Genomic DNA, 19,110 nt, shown 5'->3' on the forward strand with positions numbered 1-19,110 from the left:
GATAGGCGCTCAGGCCGCCTCGCGTCCAGCGTCCGGCGCCACGACGGTCAATTCCGGCATGTGATCGTCGCGATCGTGCGGGGTCTTGTCCCAGACGTGCGGTTCGACGGCCAACCGCCAGGCCGCATGGATGAAGGCCAGACTGAGCAACGCCCAATAGGCCGGCGCAGCCAGCACATCACCCAACCGGTAATCGAGTCCGGCGCGTCGTGCTCCGACCGCACAGCTCATCCAGGCGGCGATGACTCCCAGCGCCAGCACGCCCAGCGAGCCACCGGGCAAGGGCGGCAAGACGCCGGAAAGCGCCCAGACGGCGACGGCTAGAACCATCCAGGCCAGCGTCGGGGCATGGGCGGCCGCCGACAGGATCGCCGCGCCCAAGGTCATGATCAGCGACAAGCTTCCGCGCCGGCCCAAGGCGTTCGGACGCCGCGTATGCACGCCCCAGGTCTGCATATAACCCTTCAGCCACCGGGTGCGCTGGGGCAGCCAGCGGTCCATCGCGCCCGGCGGCGTCTCCCACGTCGGACTGTCGATGACGCCGAGCTTCCAGCCCAGCGACCACAGGCGAAAGCCCAGGTCGGCGTCCTCGGTGACATTGTGGGCATCCCAAGCCCCGGCTCCGCGCAGAGCCGTCATGCGGATATGATTGCTGGTGCCGCCAAGCGGGAAGGGCAGGCCCAGCCGCGCCATGCCCGGCAGGGTCACTTCGAACAGCGCCGCATATTCGAAAGCGAACTGCCGATCCAGAAACCAGGAGCCAGGCTTGCCGGATCCTCGGATGCGAAGCGGCGCCTGAAGACAACCCAGCCGGGGCTGGGCGACGAAGCGCGCCGCCGCCTGACGGAGTTGTTGCGGATGCGGTCGATCCTCGGCGTCATAGATTGTGACGAGATCGCCGCGAGCGTGGCGAAGGGCGTAGTTCAAGGCGCGCGGCTTGGTCTGGGGACTGCCCGGCGGCGCGATCAGGATTTTCAGCCAAGGCGGTTTCGGCGTCGCCTGGGCTGCGGCCAGGGTGGCCTCATCATGCGCTTCCAGCACGATAAAGGCCTCCAGCCTGTGCGCCGGATAGTCGATCCGGCTGAGGTTGGTGATCAGTTGCGGTGTCACCGCCGCCTCATCGTAAAGCGCCGCCAGAATGGTGTAGCGCGGCCATTCGATCGGACGCGGAACAGGCGCGGGGCGTCGCGGGCTGGCGACGCCGATAACGGCCTTCCACAGCGCGCACATGACGAAGGCGGCCTGGAACAACACCAAGGCGACGTCAAAAGCGGTTTCCGGCCAGTGGATCAGCGCTGCGACGGATGTCAGGATAAGCAGGATCAAGGTCGTGATCTGGAAACCGCTCGGCGTGCGTCGTGAGGCGCCGTTTCGGCGGGGCCTGATCCCTGGATGCGCCGAATCCTTCACCGCATCCGCCCCCAAAGCGCCACAACCCCTAATCGCTATTTGAAACAACCTTGTTCTGCAAGTCGGTTGGCGTCCGGGACGGATTGTCGCTATTCAGGGCGCCTCACCCGGAGCAGCGGCTTGTCTGAACTTTCGAACGCCTCGCGCACGACCCGAAAGCCCAAGGGCGAAGGCCATTCGCGTAGGGGCGAAATCCTGGCCGCGGCCGAGCGCATCTTCGTCGAGCACGGCTATGAAGGCGCGACGATTCGCAAGATTGCGGATGAGGTCGGGCTATCGTCCACGGCGCTCTATATGCATTTCCCGGATAAGGGCGCGATCTTGCAGGAAATCTGTCGTGACGCCTTTGCGCGGCTGATCGCATCCAATGCCGCCGTCGCCGATGAGGCCGCGCCGCCCGAGCAGCGGCTGCGGCGGATGATCGAGGGCTATATCGACTTCGGTTTCGCCCACCCCAATGCCTATCGCCTGATCTATCTGACACGACCTGTCGAGGCGCGAGAGGGCGCCCAGGACGCGGCGCGCGAATTGGGCGCCAGTCTGTTCACGACACTGGAAGCCACGGTCGGCGACGCCGTGACGGCCGGACGCATGAAGGGCGATCCCGCCACGATCGCCCAGGCGATCTGGGCTGCGGCGCACGGGATTGTGTCTCTTATGATCACCAAGCCCTATTTCCCGTGGTCCGATCGACAGGCGCTGGTTCGCACGACCCTGGACGCCCTGTTCGCCGGTCTGATCGAAAGATGAAGCGTATCTGCGTCGCCTTGGCGACTCTGGCGTTCAGCAGCACCGCGGCTCAGGCCAGGCCCTTGCGGATCATGGCGCTGGATCAGTGCGCGGATCAATATGTGCTGGCCTTGGCGCCGGATGCGGACATCGCATTGTCGCCGCGCGCCGACGATCCTGACGCCTGGCTGCGTCAGCAGGCGGACGGTCACAGGCGTTTGCGTCCGACGCTCGAGGCCGCCGTGGGTTTTCAGCCCGACGTCGTGGTGCGCTACTGGGGCGGCGAACCGCGCCTGCTGACGGCGCTGGCGCAGCGCGGGGTCAAGGTGACCACGATCGATGACGCGGTGGACCTGAATGGGGTGCGCCGGAATATCCAAACCGTGGCGCGCGATCTGGGTCAAATGCAGCGCGGGCAGGCGTTAGAGCAACGGATGGACGGGCAGTTGGCCAAAGCGGCGCGGGTGAAGCGCACGGCTGAGGCGCCGGGGGCCGTGTATCTGACCTCGGGGGGCTTCACCGCGGGGCCAGGCACGCTGATCGATGCGATGATGCGGGCGGCCGGATTTCGCAATCTGACGGCCACTCCCGGTTTTGGCGCACTCAGCGTCGAGCGGATCGCGATGAATCCTCCGGTGCGATTTGTGCTCGGCTTCTTCGATCAGCTGCGCGCCGACCTGCGCGGACCGGGGCGGCATCCGGTTGTCGCGCGAGCGGCCGAGGGCCGAACGGCGGCGCGCCTGCCCGCTGCGACCTTGACCTGCCCAGCCTGGTTCGCCGCCGACGCGGTGGAGATGATGGCCAAGGGGCGGCCGTGAACAGAACGGTTCGGCTGTGCCTGGTTCTGATCGGCTTGATCGTCGCGGCGCTGGCCCTGGCGGTGCTGGCCGGCGAGACGGCGTTCAGCGTCGATCAGTATGCGGCTGCCTTCAGCGATCCGACATCCGGTCCGGCCGAGGTGTTGTGGCGGGTGCGGGCGCCGCGCGCGGTGTGCGCCCTGATCGTCGGCGCGGCCCTGGGATTGGCGGGCGCGGTGATGCAGGGGCTGTTGCGCAATCCGCTTGCCGATCCCGGCGTGCTGGGGGTGTCGGCGACGGCGGCCCTGGGCGCGGCGCTGGCCATCGTGCTTGGTGCTGCGGCCGTGCCGGGACTGATCGAGCTTTCGGCATTGGCGGGCGCGGCGTTGGCGGGCGGACTGTTAATCGCGGCGTCCAGAGCCATGCGGGCCCCGGAGGCCCTGATCCTGTTCGGGGTGGCGGTCTCCAGTTTCGCAGGCGCGGCGACAGCTTTGATCTTCAACCTGTCGCCGTCGCCCATCGCCTCGGCCGAGGTCATGTCGTGGCTGCTGGGATCGGTGCAGAACCGAAGCTGGGTCGATGTCGCCTGGGTGACCCCGGCCGTCATCGTCGCGGGGGGCTTTGCTGCCTTGTCGGGCACAGGTCTGCGGATGCTGACCCTGAGCGACGAGGGGGCGGCGGCGTCGGGCTTGAATATGGGACGGTTGCGGGCCTTCGCCCTGATCGCGGCGGCCCTGGCAACAGGGGCGGCGGTGGCGGTGGCGGGCGTCATCGGGTTCGTGGGCCTGGCGGCTCCGCATCTGGTGCGCGCGGCGGTGCGCGGCGATGCCAAGCGAATCTTGGCGCCCTCGGCGCTGGCGGGCGGGCTGATGCTGATCGTCGCGGATCTGCTGGCGCGACTGACGCCGACGGATCAGGAACTGAAGCTGGGCGTGTTCACCGCCCTGATCGGCGCGCCCCTGTTCGCCCTGATCGCCTGGCGGGCGGCGCGGGAGTGGCGGCTGTGAGCTTGCTGTCGCTGGAGACCGTTCAGGCGCGGTTGGGCAAGGCCGTCGTGCTGGATGGGGTGAGCCTGTCGGTCGCGGCGGGCGAGGTCGTGGCCCTGTGCGGACCAAACGGAGCGGGCAAGAGCAGCGCTATCCGCGCCGCCGTGGGCCTGCTGGCGACGACCGGTGGCCAACTCAGACTGGGCGGCGCGGACATCGTCGATCTGTCCCATCGCCAGCGGGCGGAACGCGTCGCCTATCTGCCGCAGGAACGGCGCATCGCCTGGAACCTGCCGGCGGTTGAGGTGGCGGCGCTCGGCGCGCCGTTTCTGTCAGGCGCGGATGCGCTGGTGCGAGCGCGGGCCGCTCTGGACGAAGTCGGCGCTGGTCATCTGGCGGACCGCGGCGTTGCAGAGATGTCAGGCGGCGAGCGTGCCCGGGTTCTGCTGGCGCGCGCCCTTGTCGTCGATGCGCCGCTGCTGTTGGCCGACGAGCCGATCGCGGGGCTGGACCCGGATGCGCAGCGTCTGGTGCTGGAACGCCTGAGGGCGCGTGCTGACGACGGGGCGGGGGTGCTGGTCAGTCTTCATGACCTGACCCTGGCTGCAACCGCGGCGGATCGTATCGTTGTGTTAGATCGGGGGCGAGTCGTCGCCGACGCCCCACCGATCCAGGCCCTGTCGCCCGCCGTCCTGCGCGAGGTGTTCGGGCTGGACGGCGCGTGGATCGAAGGGCCGAACGGGCCGCTGCTGGCGGCCCGCCGGGCTCAGTAGGCGATATAGGGCCGCGCGCCGGCCGCCGAACCGCGCGAGATGTCGGCCGAGGGCGTCAGCGGCGCCGTGCCGCCGTTCAGGCGCGCCTTGTAGACCGCCATGTTTTCCATCACCCGCATCATATAGTTGCGCGTCTCGGTGAAGGGCGCGCACTCGATGAAGTCGATGGTCTTGATCGCATCGCCGCGCGGGTCGCCGCAACGAGCGATCCACTGGCTGGGGCGCGCCGGTCCGGCGTTGTAACCGACTGTCGCCAGCAGCATGGAGCCGTTGTTCGCGGCCATCAGCTCACCCAGGTGATAGCTGCCCAAGGTCATGTTGTAGTCGGGATCCCACAACTGCTCGGCTGAATAGCTCATGCCCAGACGGCGGGCGACGCCGGAGGCGGTGGACGGCAGGAACTGCATCATGCCGCGCGCATCGGCGCCGGAGCGGGCGCGGGGATCGAAGCTGGATTCCTGACGCGTGATCGCCTGGGTGAACTCCAGCGGTGCGGCGCCGGCGACCTGGGGCGGGACGCGGACGGGATACATCCGCTCGGGCATGACGAAACCGCGCTGGCTGGCGGCGCGCCCGACCATCATGGCGGTGAAGCCTTCGCCATAGCCGCGCGACAGGTCCATCAGCAGGGCCAGGTCGTTGATCGTGGGCAGGTCGTTGTCCAGCTGATAGGCGAAGACGCGCAGCAGGCTCATCTCGCCGGTCTCGCCAAGGATGCGGGTGGCGCGGACGATCTCATTGCCTTCGAAGCGGGCGATGTCCGCTTGAGACGGGACCGGTTCGCCCGGCAGTTGAAGCGTGGTCATCCCCGCCTTCTCGGCCGCCAACTGCCCGTAGAAGGTCTGCCAATGCTGGGCGCCGTTGCGATAGTAGGCGAGGGCGGCGTCGCGTTCGCCGCGAGCCTCGGCGGCCCGACCCAGCCAATAGTAGGCGCGGCCCTGAGTGATCGGCGTGGACGAGGCGGTGCGCAGAGCCTCGAAATGGCGGGCGGCGACCTCGGGCTGGTTCAACTTGGTCAGGGCGACCCAGCCGGCGAAGAACTCGGCGTCCACCATCCGGTCGCCCGAGGTGAAGCCGTGACCGTTCATGGCGTCATAGGCTGCGCGCCAGTTGCCCTGTTGCAGGGCGTCGAGGAAGTAGTTGCGGCGCTCGCTCCACAGAGTGTTGTCGCCGGTCGTGTGGCCTGGCGCCGGCGGAAGATTGGCCAGCAGCGCAAAGCCTTCGGACTGGCGATTTTGCGATCGCAGCAGGCGAACACGCTCCAGCACGACCGCCGGATCGGCCGCCTGGGCCGGCGTCAGATTGGCGATGACGGCGTCGGGGCTGTAGGCCGACCGAAGGGTCATGACCGTGTTCGCGATGGCGGCGCGATCGGGCGAGACCAGATTGATCATGCTACGCGTCGCCGGTCCGTGCGGACCGAGCAGCAGCATGTTCAGCCGCGCCTCGTGATCGGCGGGCGTCAGCCAGGAACCCCATTGACTGAGGATGCGCGACTGCGGTGCGTCGTCGAACGAACGGGTGCGCCACCAGTCGCGGACCAGGGCGCGCGCCTCATCCTGGCGGCTGCGCTGCTGCAGCGCGGAGGCGTAGGCGATGGCCCCATCGACCGTCGTCGGCTTTCCGTCAGACATTAGGGCCAAGGCGGCGTCCGCGCCCATGCCGGACCGGTCCAGCACCTTTTCGGCGGCGGCGCGTCGCGATTCGCCGCGCGGCCATCCCGCCAGATCGGCCTGACCGCGCGCGAGGTCCGAGTAGGGCAACTGCTCGCCCGAGGTGTCGATCAGCGCCCATTCGACCAGCTTGCGAGCCGAGGCGTCCCTGATCTGCGACATAGCGGACTGGGCGCCGAACACATCGCGCGCACGGGCCGCCGCCAGCCCCTGACGAAACAGCGCCGTGTCCTGATCGCTCAGCACGCGGCCCTGATAGGTCGCCGAATAGCCGGGGACGGACGAGGACGCCGAAGCATAGGGCACAGGCTGGGTAGGCAGGACGTCCTGCGGGTTCGGCGCAAGGACGGCGAGGGCCGCCGCCAGACTGGTCGCGATCATGATCTGTCCTGTTCCCATTCAATCCCGGTTGCGGCGGAGCCGCTGGCGACCTAACGTCCCGCGCTCATTGCAAAGGCGATGAACATCCGTCCATCGTCACTCCCCACGCAGGCCAGCTTAGTCTCATGAACGCCCCCTTGTTCAAGGGCGTGATCACCGCCCTGATCACACCACTTCGTGACGGAAACGTGGACGAAGCCGCATTCGCCAAACTGCTCGAGCGTCAGATCGCCGCAGGGGTTCACGGCGTCGTCCCGATGGGCACGACGGGCGAGGGCGCCAGCATGGATCTGGATGAGCACAAACACGTCATCGAACTGTGCGTGCGTCTGACGGCCGGGCGCATCGCCGTCATCGCCGGTACCGGATCGCCTTATACCAAGGAGGCCATCGACCTGACCCGCCACGCCAAGACGGTGGGCGCGGATGGGGCTTTGATCGTGACGCCCTATTACATTCGCCCGTCCCAGGCGGGCATGGCAGCCCATTTCGAAGCGGTGGCCGACGCGGTTCAACTGCCGATCCTGCTTTACAATGTGCCGGGCCGCACGGGGGCCGATTTGTCCAATGAGACAGTGGCGCGGCTGGCGGCCCACGCCAACATCGTCGGCATCAAGGACGCCACGGGCGACATGAGCCGCGTCAGCTGGATGCGCGCAAACATCGATGGCCAGTTCGACCTGATCTCGGGCGACGACCCCAGCTATCTCGGCTACCACGCCCATGGCGGCGTCGGCCTGATCTCGGTGGCGTCCAATGTCGCGCCCGAGGCCATGGTCGCCTTGCACAATGCGATGACCGCCGGAGATTATGCGACAGCACGCGACTGGCAGGACCGACTGATTAGTTTGTGCAAGGCGCTGTTCCTGGACAACTCGCCCGCGCCGACGAAGTACGCCCTGGCCAAGCTTGGCTTGTGCAATGAGGAGGCGCGTCTGCCGCTGTCGCCGACCTCCGATGCGGTCAAACCCCTTATCGACCGCGCCATGGCGGCGGCGGGCGTCATCTGATGGCGCCCAAGCCGCAATCGAAATCCAAGGTCATCGCCGAAAATCGCCGCGCGCGGTTCGACTATTTCCTGGAAGACAATATCGAGGCCGGGATCCAGCTGCTGGGCACCGAGATCAAGGCGCTGCGCGACGGCCGGGCCAATATCGCCGAAAGCTATGCGGCGGTGGAGGGGCGCGAGATCGTGCTGATCAACGCCGATATCCCGCCGTACAAACAGGCAAACCGCTTCAACCACGAGCCGCGCCGACCGCGTAAGCTGCTGCTGCACAGAAAGCAGATCGACAAGCTGATGGGGGCGGTCCAGCGCGACGGTCAGACCATCATTCCGCTGAAGCTCTACCTGAACGATGCAGGCAAGGCGAAGCTGGAGATCGCGCTGGCCAAGGGCAAGAAGCTGCACGACAAGCGCGAGGCTTCTGCCGAACGCGACTGGCAGCGCGATAAGGCCCGCCTGATGCGTGACAAGGGCTGAGGTTCAGGCCTCGATCAGGGTTCGGGCGCGCGCGAAGATGTCCTCGAACATCTGCGGCGTCAGGCGACCGGTGTTCGTGTTCAATCGGGAGCAGTGATAGCTGTTCAGAATGACGTAGCCGCCGGCTTCGCCCTGCGCCCCGTGGCCCGCCGGCATCGCTGACGCTGGCCGTCCGAACGCTTTCAGGATGTTGCGGCGCGAGACGTCGCCCAGCGTCACGATCACCTTCAGATTAGGCAGCAGTTTGAGCCGGTCGATCAGGAAGGGACGGCAGGTCGTCTCCTCCATCGGCAGAGGCTTGTTGCCGGGCGGGGCGCACCGGACCGCGTTGGTGATCATGCAGTCCGTCAGCGTCAGGTCATCGTCGCCGTTGGGATCGTAATGGCCTTGCGCAAAGCCGGCCTTCTTGAGGGTGTCGTACAGCAGCCAGCCGGCGTGATCGCCGGTGAAGGGGCGTCCCGTCCGGTTGGCGCCGGTCCGGCCGGGCGCGAGACCGGCGATCAGCAGACGGGCGTTCGGATCGCCGAACGAGGCGGCCGGCCCGTTCCACCAGTCTGGATGCTGGCGCGCATTCTCCTGACGATAGGCGACCAGGCGAGGACATAGGGGGCAGTCGCGGGGCGGTTCGGGCTTCAGGGTCATTGGGCGGCCTTCGGGCGGCCGAAGTCGGCCATCAGATCGTTCAGGTCCAGGAAGGCGTCGGCCTGACGGCGCAGTTCGTCGGCAATATGCGGCGGCTGGGTCTTCTGGGTCGAGATGACCGTGACCCGTACGCCCCTGGCCTGGACCGCCTGAACCACCCGCCGGAAGTCGCCGTCGCCTGAGAACAGCACCGCATGATCGATGTGCGGCGCCAGCTCCAGCATGTCCACCGCGATCTCGATGTCCATATTGCCCTTGATCCGGCTGTGGCCGCTATTGTCCGTGAACCGCTTCACCGGCTTGGTGACGACCGAAAAGCCGTTGTAGTCGAGCCAGTCGACCAGCGGCTTTACCGGCGAGAATTCTTCGCCCTCGACCACGGCCGTATAGTAGTATGCGCGGGTCAGGATGGACCTCTCGCGGAACCAGTCCAGCATCCGCCGGAAGTCCATGTCGTGCTGCAAGGCGCGGGCGGCGGAGTAGAGGTTCGAGCCGTCGATGAAGATCGCCAGCCGGTCGGTGGGATTAAACATGGTCGAAGCCGTCGAAAGAGATGAAAAATCGGATCGCGCGGTCGCCCTCGGAATCGATGACGGGTTCGACCTGAATGACGCAGTCATCGTGGCCCTGGGCTGCAATGACAAGGGGGCATGGTCGTCCTGCACCAAAGCACTGGAGGCGGCGCTCGCGCGTTTTCGCAGCGAGGGGATTGATGTCGTCGCACGCTCATCGTGGTGGGCGTCCCAGGCCTGGCCCGATCCGCACGATCCCGCCTTTCTGAATGGCGTGGTCATCGTCCACACAGAACACGATCCCCATGCCCTGATGGCGGCGCTCGGCCGGATCGAGGACGCGTTCGGCCGCGAGCGGTCGGTTCGCAATGCGCCGCGGACGCTGGATCTGGACCTGATCGCCTACGGACGATTGAGCGGTGACCTGCAGGGGTTGATCCTGCCCCATCCCCGCGCGGCCGAGCGCCGGTTCGTCATGGGCCCTATCGCCGAGATCGCGCCGAGATGGGTGCATCCGCATGGCGGGGCCGCAAGCGACCTGGCCGCTTCCGCCTCCGTCGGCGCCGACGCCCGCCCGACCTGACGCCCAACTTCCGCCCCTGTGGCGTTGCAAAAAGCCGTCCTCATCTGTATTTGACGCGGTTCTCCCCCGCGTTCGAGGAATTTCATGGCCCGCGTCACCGTCGAAGACTGCATCGAGAAGGTTCCGAACCGCTTTGGTCTGGTGCTGATGGCTGGCCACCGCGCCCGCAGCATCGCCAACGGCGCCGCCCTGACGATCGACCGCGACAACGACAAGAACCCTGTCGTCGCCCTGCGCGAGATCGCCGACGACACTGTCGTGCCGGACGAACTGCGCGAGACCATCATCACCACGCTGCAACGCGTCGATGAGCGCACGGAAGCCGAGGACGAGGCGGAAACGGTCGCCCTGCTGGCCTCGCCGCAGCACATGAACATGGCCGAGGCGGAGCTGATCCGCGCCCTCCAAAGCGACCGCGACGGCGGTCAGGAGGAGCGGTACTGACGCCCGAGGGAGCCCCTGGCGTCACTATCCTGCCGGCGCGGACCGAGACGGTTCCGCCGGCGCCCCAAGCTGCAAACAAAAACGACCCTCAGACGGCGCTCGTCGATCCGGCGCCGCAGCCCAAGCGCGCGCCGATCCTGCGTCAGTTTGAGCTTATCGACGCCGTAAAGGCCTATGACCCGACCGCCGACGAAGCGCTTCTGAACCGCGCCTACGTCTATGCGATGAAAATGCACGGCTCGCAGTTGCGAGCCTCAGGCGATCCCTATTTCGCCCACCCGATCCAAGTCGCGGGGATCCTTACCGACTATAAGCTCGACACCGCCACCATCGTCACCGCCCTGTTGCATGACGTGGTCGAGGACACATCGGCGACGCGCGACGACATTGCCGGCATGTTCGGCGAAGAGGTCGCTGTCTTGGTCGAGGGCGTGACCAAGCTGTCGCGGCTGGAGCTTCAGGCGGAACACACGCGCCAGGCCGAGAACCTGCGCAAGTTCATCCTGGCCATCAGTCGTGACGTGCGGGTGCTGCTCGTCAAGCTGGCCGACCGTCTGCACAATATGCGCACGCTCCAGTTCGTGAAGCCGGAGAAGCGCGAGCGGATCAGCCGCGAAACGTTGGAAGTGTATGCGCCCCTGGGCCGGTCGATCGGCATCCACTCGATCGCGTCCGAGCTGGAAGAGCTAGCCTTCACCCATCTGAACCCAACGGCCAAGACGGCTATCGAGCGGCGGCTGGAGGCGTTGAAGCTGGAGCATGGTCGCGCCATCGACGGCGTGGCGAGCGAGGTTGAGCGCGTTCTGTCCGAGGCGGGCCTGAAGGCCAATGTCTATGGCCGGCAGAAGACGCCCTATTCAATCTGGCGCAAACTTCAGCGCAAGTCGGTCGGCTTTTCGTCCCTGTCGGACATTTACGGCTTCCGCGTCATCGTCGAGGCGGAGGACGACTGCTACCGCGCGCTGGGTGTGATCCACCGCGAATGGCCGATGGTGCCCGAGCGGTTCAAGGATTTCATCTCGACGCCTAAGTCGAACAACTATCGCTCGTTGCACACGACCGTCGTCGGCCCCCGGGGCCTGCGGATCGAGATGCAAATCCGCACCGAGGACATGGACCGAATCGCCGAGGACGGGGTCGCCGCCCACTGGCGTTACAAGAACCATTCCTACGGCTTCGACCGCGAGGCGATGGAACAGGGCGGCGGGCGTGACCCGCTTCAGAACCTGCGACACTTGGTTCAGGTGATCGAGCACGGCGAGGGCGGCGAGGACTGGGTCGAGCACGCCAAGCTGGAAATGTATCTGGACCAGGTTTTCGTCTTCACGCCGAAGGGGCAACTGGTCACCCTGCCGCGCGGGGGAATGCCTCTGGACTTCGCCTATGCCGTCCACACCGAGGTCGGCGACACCGCCGTCGGCGTCAAGGTCAATGGCGAGTTGAAGCCCATGCGCACGCCGCTCCAGAACGGCGACGTGGTCGAGATCATCCGCGGCTCCAAGCGCGAAGTGCCTGCCGACTGGCGCAGTCTGACGGTCACGGGCCGCGCGCGTTCCGCCATTCGCCGTCATATCCGCACCTCCGAGCGCGAAGAGTTCATCAAGCTGGGTCGCGTCGCGCTGGATCAAACCCTGGGCCGGGTCGACAAGACCCTGACCGACGTGTCGCTGAAGCCGGTTCTGGAACTGCTGGCGGTCGCGAGCGACGACGATCTGTTCGAAGGCCTGGGTCGCGGGCGGTTGTCGCCGACGACGGCGGCCGAAATCCTGTTCCCCGCGCTGAAGGGACGGCTGAAGGCCGGGCCCGAGAAGCAGCGCATCGAGGGCGACAAGGCGCGGCTGTTCGTGCGCGGCGGGGGGCTGACGCCCGGCGTGTCGGTTCATTTCGGCCAATGCTGCACGCCCGTGCCGGGCGACCGGATCGTGGGCATTCTGGAGCCGGAGTCAGGCCTGACGGTGCACACCATCGATTGCCAGACCCTGGCCGCCTTCGCCGATGACGATTCGGTCTGGCACGACCTGCAATGGACGCCTCAGGCCGAGACGGACGCGGTCGCCGCCGCCCGTATTCGCGCGACGATCCGAAATGCGCCAGGCGTGCTGGGTCAGGTCACGACCCTGATCGGCGAGGCCGGCGGCAACATCATCAACCTGTCGATGGCGCATCGTCAGCAGGACTTCTTCGACGTGGACGTGGACGTCGAGGTCGAAGACGCCAAGCATGCGACCATGATCATCGCGGCGCTGAGGGCCAATCCGTCGGTCGACTCCGTCGAGCGCGCGCGGGGCGAATGAGTGACCCGGTAAAACCGAACGCGGCGCAGATGGCCTCGCCGTCCTATCGCATGGCGGCGATGGATCAGGACTTCCTGCTGGGCGATTCGATGCGTGGCGTGCGGTTCCTGATGGAATACGCCAAGCCTGAGGAGGCGTTGAGGGCCTGGGGCGTGCGCTCGACCATCGTCGTCTTCGGCAGCGCGCGCATCCGCGAAGGGCACCGTTGGTATGAAGAGGCCCGCGCCTTTGGTCGACTGGCGTCCGAGCGGGGCGGAGCCTTGCGAGGTCGCGTCGGAGAACCTCGTGACAATGTCATCGCCACCGGCGGCGGCCCGGGCATCATGGAAGCGGCCAACCGAGGGGCCGTGGACGCGGGCGCGCCGTCCGTCGGGTTCAACATCACCCTGCCGCATGAGCAGGAGCCGAACGCCTATTCGACGCCGGAGCTGACGTTCCGCTTCCACTATTTCGCGATGCGGAAGATGCATCTGGCGATGCGCGCCAATGCGCTGGTGGTGTTTCCCGGCGGCTTCGGCACCTTCGACGAGATGTTCGAGATGCTGACCTTGCGCCAGACGAAGAAGGCGCCGCCGGTTCCGGTCGTTCTGGTGGACAAGGCCTACTGGACCTCGGTGATCGGTTTCGACGCTCTGGTCGAACATGGAATGATCGCCGCCTCCGACCTGGACCTGATCGGTTTTGCCGAGGACGCGGAGGGCGTCTGGGCCGAACTGCTCGCACGCGGGCTGCGGCCGAACGAAAACATCGAATGAAGCGTCGCCGCAGGGTTCATCCGCGCGCGATCCGGGTCTAGAACCCTGTCATGAACACTGAAGACGTCCTCAACGAGTTTCGCGACGCCGGCGCCCTGCGCGAAGGCCATTTCGTCCTGTCGTCGGGTCTGCACAGCCCGGTCTTCCTGCAGAAAAACCTGGTCTTCATGGACGGCGCGCGCTGCGAGCGGCTGTGCAAGGCGCTGGCGGACAAGATCACGACCACGGTCGGCCCGGTCGATGTCGCCATCTCGCCGGCTGTAGGCGGCATCATCCCAGGTTACGAGACGGCCAAACACCTGAAGGTCCGTTCGATGTATGTCGAGCGCGAAGGCGGTGAGTTCAAACTGCGTCGCGGCTTCTCGGTCGAGCCGGGCGAGAAGGTCGTCATGGTCGAGGACATCGTCACGACAGGCCTGTCGTCGCGCGAATGCATCGCCGCCATTAAGGCTGCCGGAGGCGAAGTGATCGCCGCCGCCTGTATCGTCGATCGCTCGGGCGGCAAGGCGGATGTGGGCGTGCCGCTGATCGCCCTGGCGTCGCTGGACGTGCCTGCCTACCCAGCCGACGCTCTTCCGCCTGAACTGGCCACGCTTCCGGTGGAAGATCCCGGCAGCCGCAGATTGTCGAAGTAGAGCCATGCGAGAACGGGTCAGGCTGGGCGTCAACATCGACCATGTCGCCACGGTGCGAAACGCACGCGGCGGCACACACCCCGATCCTGCGCGCGCGGCCGAGGCGGCGCTGGCGGCCGGAGCAGACGGAATCACCGCGCACCTGCGCGAAGACCGCCGCCACATCACCGACGCCGATATCGACGTGCTCAGCGCCCTCTGCGCCCGCGCCGGCAAGCCGCTGAACCTGGAAATGGCGGTGACGGACGAGATGCTGGCCATCGCCCTGCGCCACCGGCCGCACGCCGCCTGTCTGGTGCCCGAGCGGCGCGAGGAGGTGACGACCGAAGGCGGTCTAGCGGTCGCCGGTCACGAAGGACGGATCGCGCCTGTGGTCAAGGCGCTGGCAGACGCCGGCATCCGGGTCTCGCTCTTCATCGAACCAACCGAGGCGCAGGTCGAGGCCGCCGCCGTCGTCGGCGCCCAGGTGGTCGAATTCCACACCGGCCGCTACTGCCACCTGACCGATCCGGCAGAGCGAGAGGTTGAGTTCGAACGTCTCGCCGCCGCCGCCGCCCAGGCCGACATCCTGGGGCTCGAGGTCCATGCGGGCCACGGGCTGGACTACGACACGGCCCCCCGCATGCTGGCGATTCCCGAAATCCGCGAGTTGAACATCGGTCATTTCCTGATCGGCGACTCGATCTTCATCGGCTTGGATGGCGCGATCCGACGGATGCGGGCCGCGATGGATGCGGCCAAATGATCATCGGCGTCGGCGCGGATCTGTCGGACATCCGTCGCATCCAGGCGTCTCTTGATAGGTTTGGAGATCGCTTCAAGACCCGCTGCTTCACCGAACTGGAACGCACCCGCTCGGACCGGAAGCCGGACCCGGCCTGGAGCTACGCCAAACGGTTCGCCGCCAAGGAGGCCTGCGCCAAGGCTCTGGGCACCGGGATGCGCGCCGATGTCTATTGGCGCGACATGGGGGTGGTGAACCTGCGATCGGGTCAGCCGACGATGGCGCTGACCGGCCACGCGGCTGAGCATCTGGCGCGTCTGACGCCAGCCGGACACGAGGCGAAAATCCACCTGACGCTGAGCGACGAACATCCCTATGCGCTCGCCTTCGTGGTGATCGAAGCCTTGCCGCAGTCGTAATCAGGTTATAGGCGTGCGCGATGGCCGCGCGGACGCGGCGAGGATGCCTGATCGCATGAGCGAAGACCAAAAGCCCGACGACGCCAATCGCGACGCCACCCCCGAAGAACGATTTGCGGCCTCGGAAGCGGACGCTCCGGTCAAGTCGGTGCAGGAGCCCACGACGTCGAACCAGAAGGTTTATGCCAAGAGCCCGAAGGGCGGCGACAAGGCGACCTCGGCGGCCAGCGAGACCGGCGAAATCTTCAAGACCATCGTCTTCGCCCTGCTGATCGCGATGGTGCTGCGGATCTTCCTGTTCCAGCCCTTCACCATCCCGTCGGCCTCGATGGAGCCGAATCTCTACGAAGGCGACTATATCGTCGTCTCCAAGTGGTCGTATGGCTTCTCCAAGCACTCGATCCCGTTCAGCCCGCCGCTGTTCGATGGACGGATCATGGGTTCGGCGCCCAAGCGTGGCGACATCGTTGTGTTCAAACTGCCGCGCGACAACAAGACCGACTTCATCAAGCGCGTGATCGGCCTGCCCGGCGACCGCATCCAGATGATCGCCAACAAGCTCTATATCAACGACAAGCCGGTGCAGGACGTCGTGGTCAGCGAGCAGGAGATCAACGACATCTTCGGCCCGCGTCCTGTGACCGAGGTCCGCGAGACCCTGCCGGAAGGCAAGAGCTTCATGACCCAGGACTTCGGTCCCGGAAACGATCTGGACGACACCCCCGTCTATGAGGTCCCGGCCGGTCACTACTTCATGATGGGCGACAACCGCGACAACTCGATCGACAGCCGTGTCGAACAGTCCAGCGGCGTGGGCATGGTCCCGGCCGAGAACCTGGTCGGCAAGGCGCAGATCATCCTGTTCTCGTGGAAGCCCGGTTCGTCGCTGTGGAACCCGGTCAGCTGGTTCAACGTGCGGCTCGACCGGTTCTTCAACGTTCTGCACTGATGGCCAATCTGAGAGCCGAAGCGGTCGCGGCGCTGGAAACGCGCCTGGGACACAGGTTCAACGACAAGGCCCTGCTGGAGCGCGCCCTGACACACGCCAGCGTGGGCGAGGGGGCGCCGGTCGGCATCCACGGTCCACGCGACAACGAGCGGCTGGAGTTTCTGGGCGACCGGGTGCTGGGTTTGCTGGTCGCCGAGCGCCTGTCGGCTCAGTTTCCGACGGCGGACGAGGGCCAGCTGTCGTCCAGCCTGCACGCCCTGGTCGACAAGGGCGCCTGCGCCCGCGTCGGTGAGGCGCTGGGCGTGGGGCCCGCGCTGCGGCTATCGCCCGGCGAGACCAAGACCGGCGGGCGCCGCAAGGCCGGCGTCATCGCCGATGCGGTCGAGGCCATATTGGCGGCGGTCTATCTGGACGGCGGGCTGGATGCCGCCAAGGCCGTGTTCGAACGGGCCTGGTCCGACGAACTGTCGGCGCCGCCATCCCGCACCGTGACCAATCCGAAATCGGCGCTTCAGGAATGGGCGCAAGGGTTGGGGCGGCCGCTGCCGACCTATCGCGTCGCCGATCGGACGGGTTCGGACCATGCGCCGACATTCACCGTCGAAGTGTCCGTGCAGGACGTGCAGCCCTTGACCGCGCAAGGGCGTTCGCGTCAGGAGGCGGAGAAGGCGGCCGCAACGGCTCTCCTCAAACGTGAAGGCGTCATTTGACCGATATCGAAAACCAGCGCGCAGGCTTTGCCGCCATCATCGGCGCACCCAACGCCGGCAAGTCCACGCTGGTGAACCGGCTGACCGGATCCAAGGTCTCGATCGTCACGCAAAAGGTGCAGACGACGCGCTTTCCCGTGCGCGGCATCGCCATGGAAGGCGACGCCCAGATCGTGCTGGTGGACACGCCCGGCATCTTCACGCCGCGTCGTCGCCTGGACCGAGCCATGGTCGCTTCAGCCTGGGGCGGAGCAGAAGATGCGGACATCGTCGTTCACCTGATCGACGCCCAGTCGCACATCAACGCCGAAGGCCGAGAGGGCACGGCGGCCGATCGTCGCTCGGCCGAGGACACCGAGACCATCATCGCCAACCTGCAGGCCACCGGGACCAAGGTTGTTCTGGCGCTGAACAAGATCGACGGCATGCGCCGCGACACCCTGCTGGCGCTGTCGCAGAAGCTGTTCGAAAGCGGAGTTTACTCCGAGGTCTATATGATCTCGGCGGCCAATGGCGACGGCGTCGAGGACCTGAAGCAACGTCTGGCCCTGTCCATGCCCAAGGGGCCGTGGCTGTATCCCGAGGATCAGGCCGCCGACGTGCCGGTGCGGGTTCTTGCGGCGGAGATCACGCGCGAGAAGGTCTATCTGCGCGTCCATGAAGAGCTGCCTTATTCTGCGGCGGTGGAGACCACCAGTTTCGAGGATCGCGCCGACGGCTCGGCCCGGATCGAACAGACCATCTATGTCGAGCGCGAGAGCCAGCGGCCCATCGTGCTGGGAAAGGGCGGCCAGACCCTGAAATGGATCGGCCAGAAGGCGCGCGAGGAATTGAACGAAATCCTCGGCCGTCAGGTGCACCTGTTCCTGACCGTCAAGGTCGATCCGAAATGGCAGGACAGCCGCGCCCTCTATGCCCAGTTCGGTCTGGATTTCGACGTCTGAGTTCCTGTGTTTGATGTGCCGCGTACCGCCGGGGGTCATCCCCGGCTCGTTCTGGGCGTCCTCGGGGCGCTGATCCTCGGCGGCGCGGTCTGGGGCGGCATCGCCACGGCCGTGGCGCCCAAGACTGATGTGGAACTGGCGACCGAGCGCGCCGATGCGCCGCCACGACCACCCGTGGTCGTGGTTCAGGACCTGCCGCAACTGGCCGCGCGCTTGGATCGCGAAGCTGCTTCAGGCCGCTTCACGGGCGCGGTTCTGGTGGCCAAGGGCGATAAGGTCCTGTTCCGCCAGGTCTATGGCAAGGCCAACTACGAGCAGAATCAGCCGCTGGCGCTGGATTCGCGTTTCCGTCTGGCCTCGATCTCTAAACAGTTCACGGCGACGGCGATCCTGAAGCTTCAGGACGAGGGCAAGCTGAACGTCTCCGATCCAGTCTGCAAATGGATCCAGCCCTGTCCGCAGGCCTGGGCGCCGATCCGCATCAGCCATCTGTTGTCGCATACTTCGGGCATTCCTGATCTGATGGCGCGGCCCGGTTGGGGCATGCGCCGCACGACGCCGGCGACGCTGGACGAACTGACCGAGGATTCGAAACGGTTCGGCCTTCAGTTCGAGCCGGGCGCCAAGGTTCAGTACGACAACGCCGGTTTCAATCTAGCCGCCGCCATCGTCGAAAAGGCCAGCGGCAAGCCCTTTCAGACCTATATGCGTGAGACCTTCTTCAAGCCTCTCGGCATGAAGGATAGCGGGCTTGATCTCGATGGCGGCGATCACGGCGTCATCATGGGCTACGCCAACTTCCCCGGCGGTCTGGCGGCCCAGCCGAACGCCAACACCTCTATCGTGGCGGGCGCCGGCGCGGTCTATTCGACGCTGGACGACCTGCTGGTCTGGCAGAGGGCGCTGCACCGCGGCGGCCTGCTGACCCCCGCCAGCTATCAGCAGATGCTGGCTGACCACGCGCCGGCCGACACCAAGCCGAACGAGCGCAGCCATCCACGTCGGGACTGGGGTTTCGGCATCTTCGCCAACCGTCTTGGCGATCAGGTGCGGCCGAGCTTCCAGGACCGCCAGATCTATCACACCGGCAGCTGGGGCGGATTCCGCAACCTGATGCTCTATCAGCCGGACGCCGACGTGACGGTGATCGTCCTGTCCAACAACTATCACCTGCGTGACCAGGTCTTCTTGATCAGCCAGCAGGCGATGGCCGAGGCCTTGGGCCACGAGTTTCCGACCACGCTGGCGCGCTGAGGCGTCCGACTGT

The 19,110-nt window shown here is 66.4% G+C and carries 21 protein-coding genes; 17 read left to right on the forward strand and 4 right to left on the reverse strand.

Going from position 1 to position 19,110, the window contains the following annotated elements; all coding sequences use genetic code 11:
• Positions 1-9 precede the first annotated feature (9 nt).
• On the reverse strand, positions 10-1,326 hold the full coding sequence (locus ABIC32_RS11670; protein WP_354074279.1) for a glycosyltransferase family 2 protein: 1,317 nt from the start codon (positions 1,324-1,326) through the stop codon (positions 10-12).
• A gap of 204 nt (positions 1,327-1,530) precedes the next feature.
• Here ABIC32_RS11670 and ABIC32_RS11675 point away from each other — a divergent pair, with 204 nt between their 5' ends.
• From ABIC32_RS11675 to ABIC32_RS11690, 4 genes are read left to right on the forward strand one after another with little or no spacing between them, the layout of a single operon-like run.
• Entirely contained in the window at positions 1,531-2,160 is a 630-nt protein-coding gene (locus tag ABIC32_RS11675) for a TetR/AcrR family transcriptional regulator (RefSeq protein ID WP_091746725.1), read from the forward strand.
• Positions 2,157-2,957, forward strand: coding sequence for an ABC transporter substrate-binding protein (locus ABIC32_RS11680; protein WP_354074280.1), 801 nt, complete (start codon positions 2,157-2,159; stop codon positions 2,955-2,957). The genes ABIC32_RS11675 and ABIC32_RS11680 overlap by 4 nt, the downstream gene beginning before the upstream one ends.
• On the forward strand, positions 2,954-3,943 hold the full coding sequence (locus ABIC32_RS11685; protein ID WP_354074281.1) for a FecCD family ABC transporter permease: 990 nt from the start codon (positions 2,954-2,956) through the stop codon (positions 3,941-3,943). The genes ABIC32_RS11680 and ABIC32_RS11685 overlap by 4 nt, the downstream gene beginning before the upstream one ends.
• Complete coding sequence (locus tag ABIC32_RS11690; RefSeq protein WP_354074282.1) at positions 3,940-4,695, forward strand: ABC transporter ATP-binding protein; 756 nt, start codon at positions 3,940-3,942, stop codon at positions 4,693-4,695. The genes ABIC32_RS11685 and ABIC32_RS11690 overlap by 4 nt, the downstream gene beginning before the upstream one ends.
• On the opposite strand, the gene ABIC32_RS11695 is transcribed toward ABIC32_RS11690, so the two are convergent.
• Positions 4,689-6,749, reverse strand: coding sequence for a lytic transglycosylase domain-containing protein (locus tag ABIC32_RS11695; protein WP_354074283.1), 2,061 nt, complete (start codon positions 6,747-6,749; stop codon positions 4,689-4,691). The two genes, ABIC32_RS11690 and ABIC32_RS11695, sit on opposite strands and share 7 nt — an antisense overlap.
• Before the next feature lie 125 nt (positions 6,750-6,874).
• On the opposite strand from ABIC32_RS11695, the gene dapA reads away from it, so the two are divergent.
• Entirely contained in the window at positions 6,875-7,759 is an 885-nt protein-coding gene (gene dapA, locus ABIC32_RS11700; protein ID WP_174085086.1) for a 4-hydroxy-tetrahydrodipicolinate synthase, read from the forward strand.
• Entirely contained in the window at positions 7,759-8,232 is a 474-nt protein-coding gene (smpB, locus tag ABIC32_RS11705; protein WP_055809902.1) for an SsrA-binding protein SmpB, read from the forward strand. The genes dapA and smpB overlap by 1 nt, the downstream gene beginning before the upstream one ends.
• A 3-nt stretch (positions 8,233-8,235) precedes the next feature.
• On the opposite strand, the gene ABIC32_RS11710 is transcribed toward smpB, so the two are convergent.
• Together ABIC32_RS11710 and ABIC32_RS11715 are read right to left on the reverse strand one after the other, a co-directional pair.
• Positions 8,236-8,874, reverse strand: a complete 639-nt coding sequence (locus tag ABIC32_RS11710) for a uracil-DNA glycosylase (RefSeq protein ID WP_354074284.1) — start codon at positions 8,872-8,874, stop codon at positions 8,236-8,238.
• A complete protein-coding gene (locus ABIC32_RS11715) occupies positions 8,871-9,407 on the reverse strand; it encodes a LabA-like NYN domain-containing protein (RefSeq protein ID WP_354074285.1) in 537 nt (178 codons plus the stop codon). The genes ABIC32_RS11710 and ABIC32_RS11715 overlap by 4 nt, the downstream gene beginning before the upstream one ends.
• Here ABIC32_RS11715 and folK point away from each other — a divergent pair.
• The 11 genes from folK to ABIC32_RS11770 all read left to right on the forward strand — a co-directional run bounded on the left by folK (position 9,373) and on the right by ABIC32_RS11770 (position 19,097).
• Positions 9,373-9,969, forward strand: coding sequence for a 2-amino-4-hydroxy-6-hydroxymethyldihydropteridine diphosphokinase (folK, locus tag ABIC32_RS11720; protein WP_354074286.1), 597 nt, complete (start codon positions 9,373-9,375; stop codon positions 9,967-9,969). The genes ABIC32_RS11715 and folK overlap by 35 nt on opposite strands.
• A gap of 84 nt (positions 9,970-10,053) precedes the next feature.
• A complete protein-coding gene (gene rpoZ, locus ABIC32_RS11725; protein WP_017504892.1) occupies positions 10,054-10,413 on the forward strand; it encodes a DNA-directed RNA polymerase subunit omega in 360 nt (119 codons plus the stop codon).
• Positions 10,414-10,547: 134 nt separating this feature from the next.
• A complete protein-coding gene (locus ABIC32_RS11730; RefSeq protein ID WP_354074583.1) occupies positions 10,548-12,707 on the forward strand; it encodes a RelA/SpoT family protein in 2,160 nt (719 codons plus the stop codon).
• Entirely contained in the window at positions 12,704-13,462 is a 759-nt protein-coding gene (locus ABIC32_RS11735; protein ID WP_354074287.1) for an LOG family protein, read from the forward strand. Before ABIC32_RS11730 ends, ABIC32_RS11735 begins: the two co-directional genes overlap by 4 nt.
• A 50-nt stretch (positions 13,463-13,512) precedes the next feature.
• On the forward strand, positions 13,513-14,097 hold the full coding sequence (gene pyrE, locus ABIC32_RS11740; protein WP_354074288.1) for an orotate phosphoribosyltransferase: 585 nt from the start codon (positions 13,513-13,515) through the stop codon (positions 14,095-14,097).
• A gap of 4 nt (positions 14,098-14,101) precedes the next feature.
• Positions 14,102-14,842, forward strand: coding sequence for a pyridoxine 5'-phosphate synthase (locus ABIC32_RS11745; RefSeq protein ID WP_354074289.1), 741 nt, complete (start codon positions 14,102-14,104; stop codon positions 14,840-14,842).
• Entirely contained in the window at positions 14,839-15,240 is a 402-nt protein-coding gene (gene acpS, locus ABIC32_RS11750; RefSeq protein WP_055809927.1) for a holo-ACP synthase, read from the forward strand. The genes ABIC32_RS11745 and acpS overlap by 4 nt, the downstream gene beginning before the upstream one ends.
• Before the next feature lie 55 nt (positions 15,241-15,295).
• A complete protein-coding gene (gene lepB, locus ABIC32_RS11755; RefSeq protein ID WP_354074290.1) occupies positions 15,296-16,189 on the forward strand; it encodes a signal peptidase I in 894 nt (297 codons plus the stop codon).
• Entirely contained in the window at positions 16,189-16,899 is a 711-nt protein-coding gene (rnc, locus tag ABIC32_RS11760; RefSeq protein ID WP_354074291.1) for a ribonuclease III, read from the forward strand. The genes lepB and rnc overlap by 1 nt, the downstream gene beginning before the upstream one ends.
• The gene (gene era / locus ABIC32_RS11765; RefSeq protein WP_017503839.1) at positions 16,896-17,843 is read left to right on the forward strand and encodes a GTPase Era; all 948 of its coding nucleotides are present in this window, start codon (positions 16,896-16,898) and stop codon (positions 17,841-17,843) included. Before rnc ends, era begins: the two co-directional genes overlap by 4 nt.
• A gap of 15 nt (positions 17,844-17,858) precedes the next feature.
• Entirely contained in the window at positions 17,859-19,097 is a 1,239-nt protein-coding gene (locus tag ABIC32_RS11770) for a serine hydrolase domain-containing protein (RefSeq protein ID WP_307511351.1), read from the forward strand.
• Positions 19,098-19,110: the final 13 nt, after the last annotated feature.

This window comes from Brevundimonas sp. 1080 (genome assembly GCF_040545985.1).
Classification (GTDB): Bacteria; Pseudomonadota; Alphaproteobacteria; order Caulobacterales; family Caulobacteraceae; genus Brevundimonas.

Coding starts and splice junctions, on each gene's coding strand:
- ABIC32_RS11680 (WP_354074280.1), top strand. CDS start 2,157: ATGAAGCGTATCTGCGTCGCCTTGGCGACTCTGGCGTTCAGCAGCACC.
- ABIC32_RS11695 (WP_354074283.1), bottom strand. CDS start 6,749: ATGATCGCGACCAGTCTGGCGGCGGCCCTCGCCGTCCTTGCGCCGAAC.
- dapA (WP_174085086.1), top strand. CDS start 6,875: ATGAACGCCCCCTTGTTCAAGGGCGTGATCACCGCCCTGATCACACCA.
- smpB (WP_055809902.1), top strand. CDS start 7,759: ATGGCGCCCAAGCCGCAATCGAAATCCAAGGTCATCGCCGAAAATCGC.
- ABIC32_RS11710 (WP_354074284.1), bottom strand. CDS start 8,874: ATGACCCTGAAGCCCGAACCGCCCCGCGACTGCCCCCTATGTCCTCGC.
- folK (WP_354074286.1), top strand. CDS start 9,373: ATGAAGATCGCCAGCCGGTCGGTGGGATTAAACATGGTCGAAGCCGTC.
- ABIC32_RS11715 (WP_354074285.1), bottom strand. CDS start 9,407: ATGTTTAATCCCACCGACCGGCTGGCGATCTTCATCGACGGCTCGAAC.
- rpoZ (WP_017504892.1), top strand. CDS start 10,054: ATGGCCCGCGTCACCGTCGAAGACTGCATCGAGAAGGTTCCGAACCGC.
- ABIC32_RS11735 (WP_354074287.1), top strand. CDS start 12,704: ATGAGTGACCCGGTAAAACCGAACGCGGCGCAGATGGCCTCGCCGTCC.
- pyrE (WP_354074288.1), top strand. CDS start 13,513: ATGAACACTGAAGACGTCCTCAACGAGTTTCGCGACGCCGGCGCCCTG.
- ABIC32_RS11745 (WP_354074289.1), top strand. CDS start 14,102: ATGCGAGAACGGGTCAGGCTGGGCGTCAACATCGACCATGTCGCCACG.
- acpS (WP_055809927.1), top strand. CDS start 14,839: ATGATCATCGGCGTCGGCGCGGATCTGTCGGACATCCGTCGCATCCAG.
- lepB (WP_354074290.1), top strand. CDS start 15,296: ATGAGCGAAGACCAAAAGCCCGACGACGCCAATCGCGACGCCACCCCC.
- rnc (WP_354074291.1), top strand. CDS start 16,189: ATGGCCAATCTGAGAGCCGAAGCGGTCGCGGCGCTGGAAACGCGCCTG.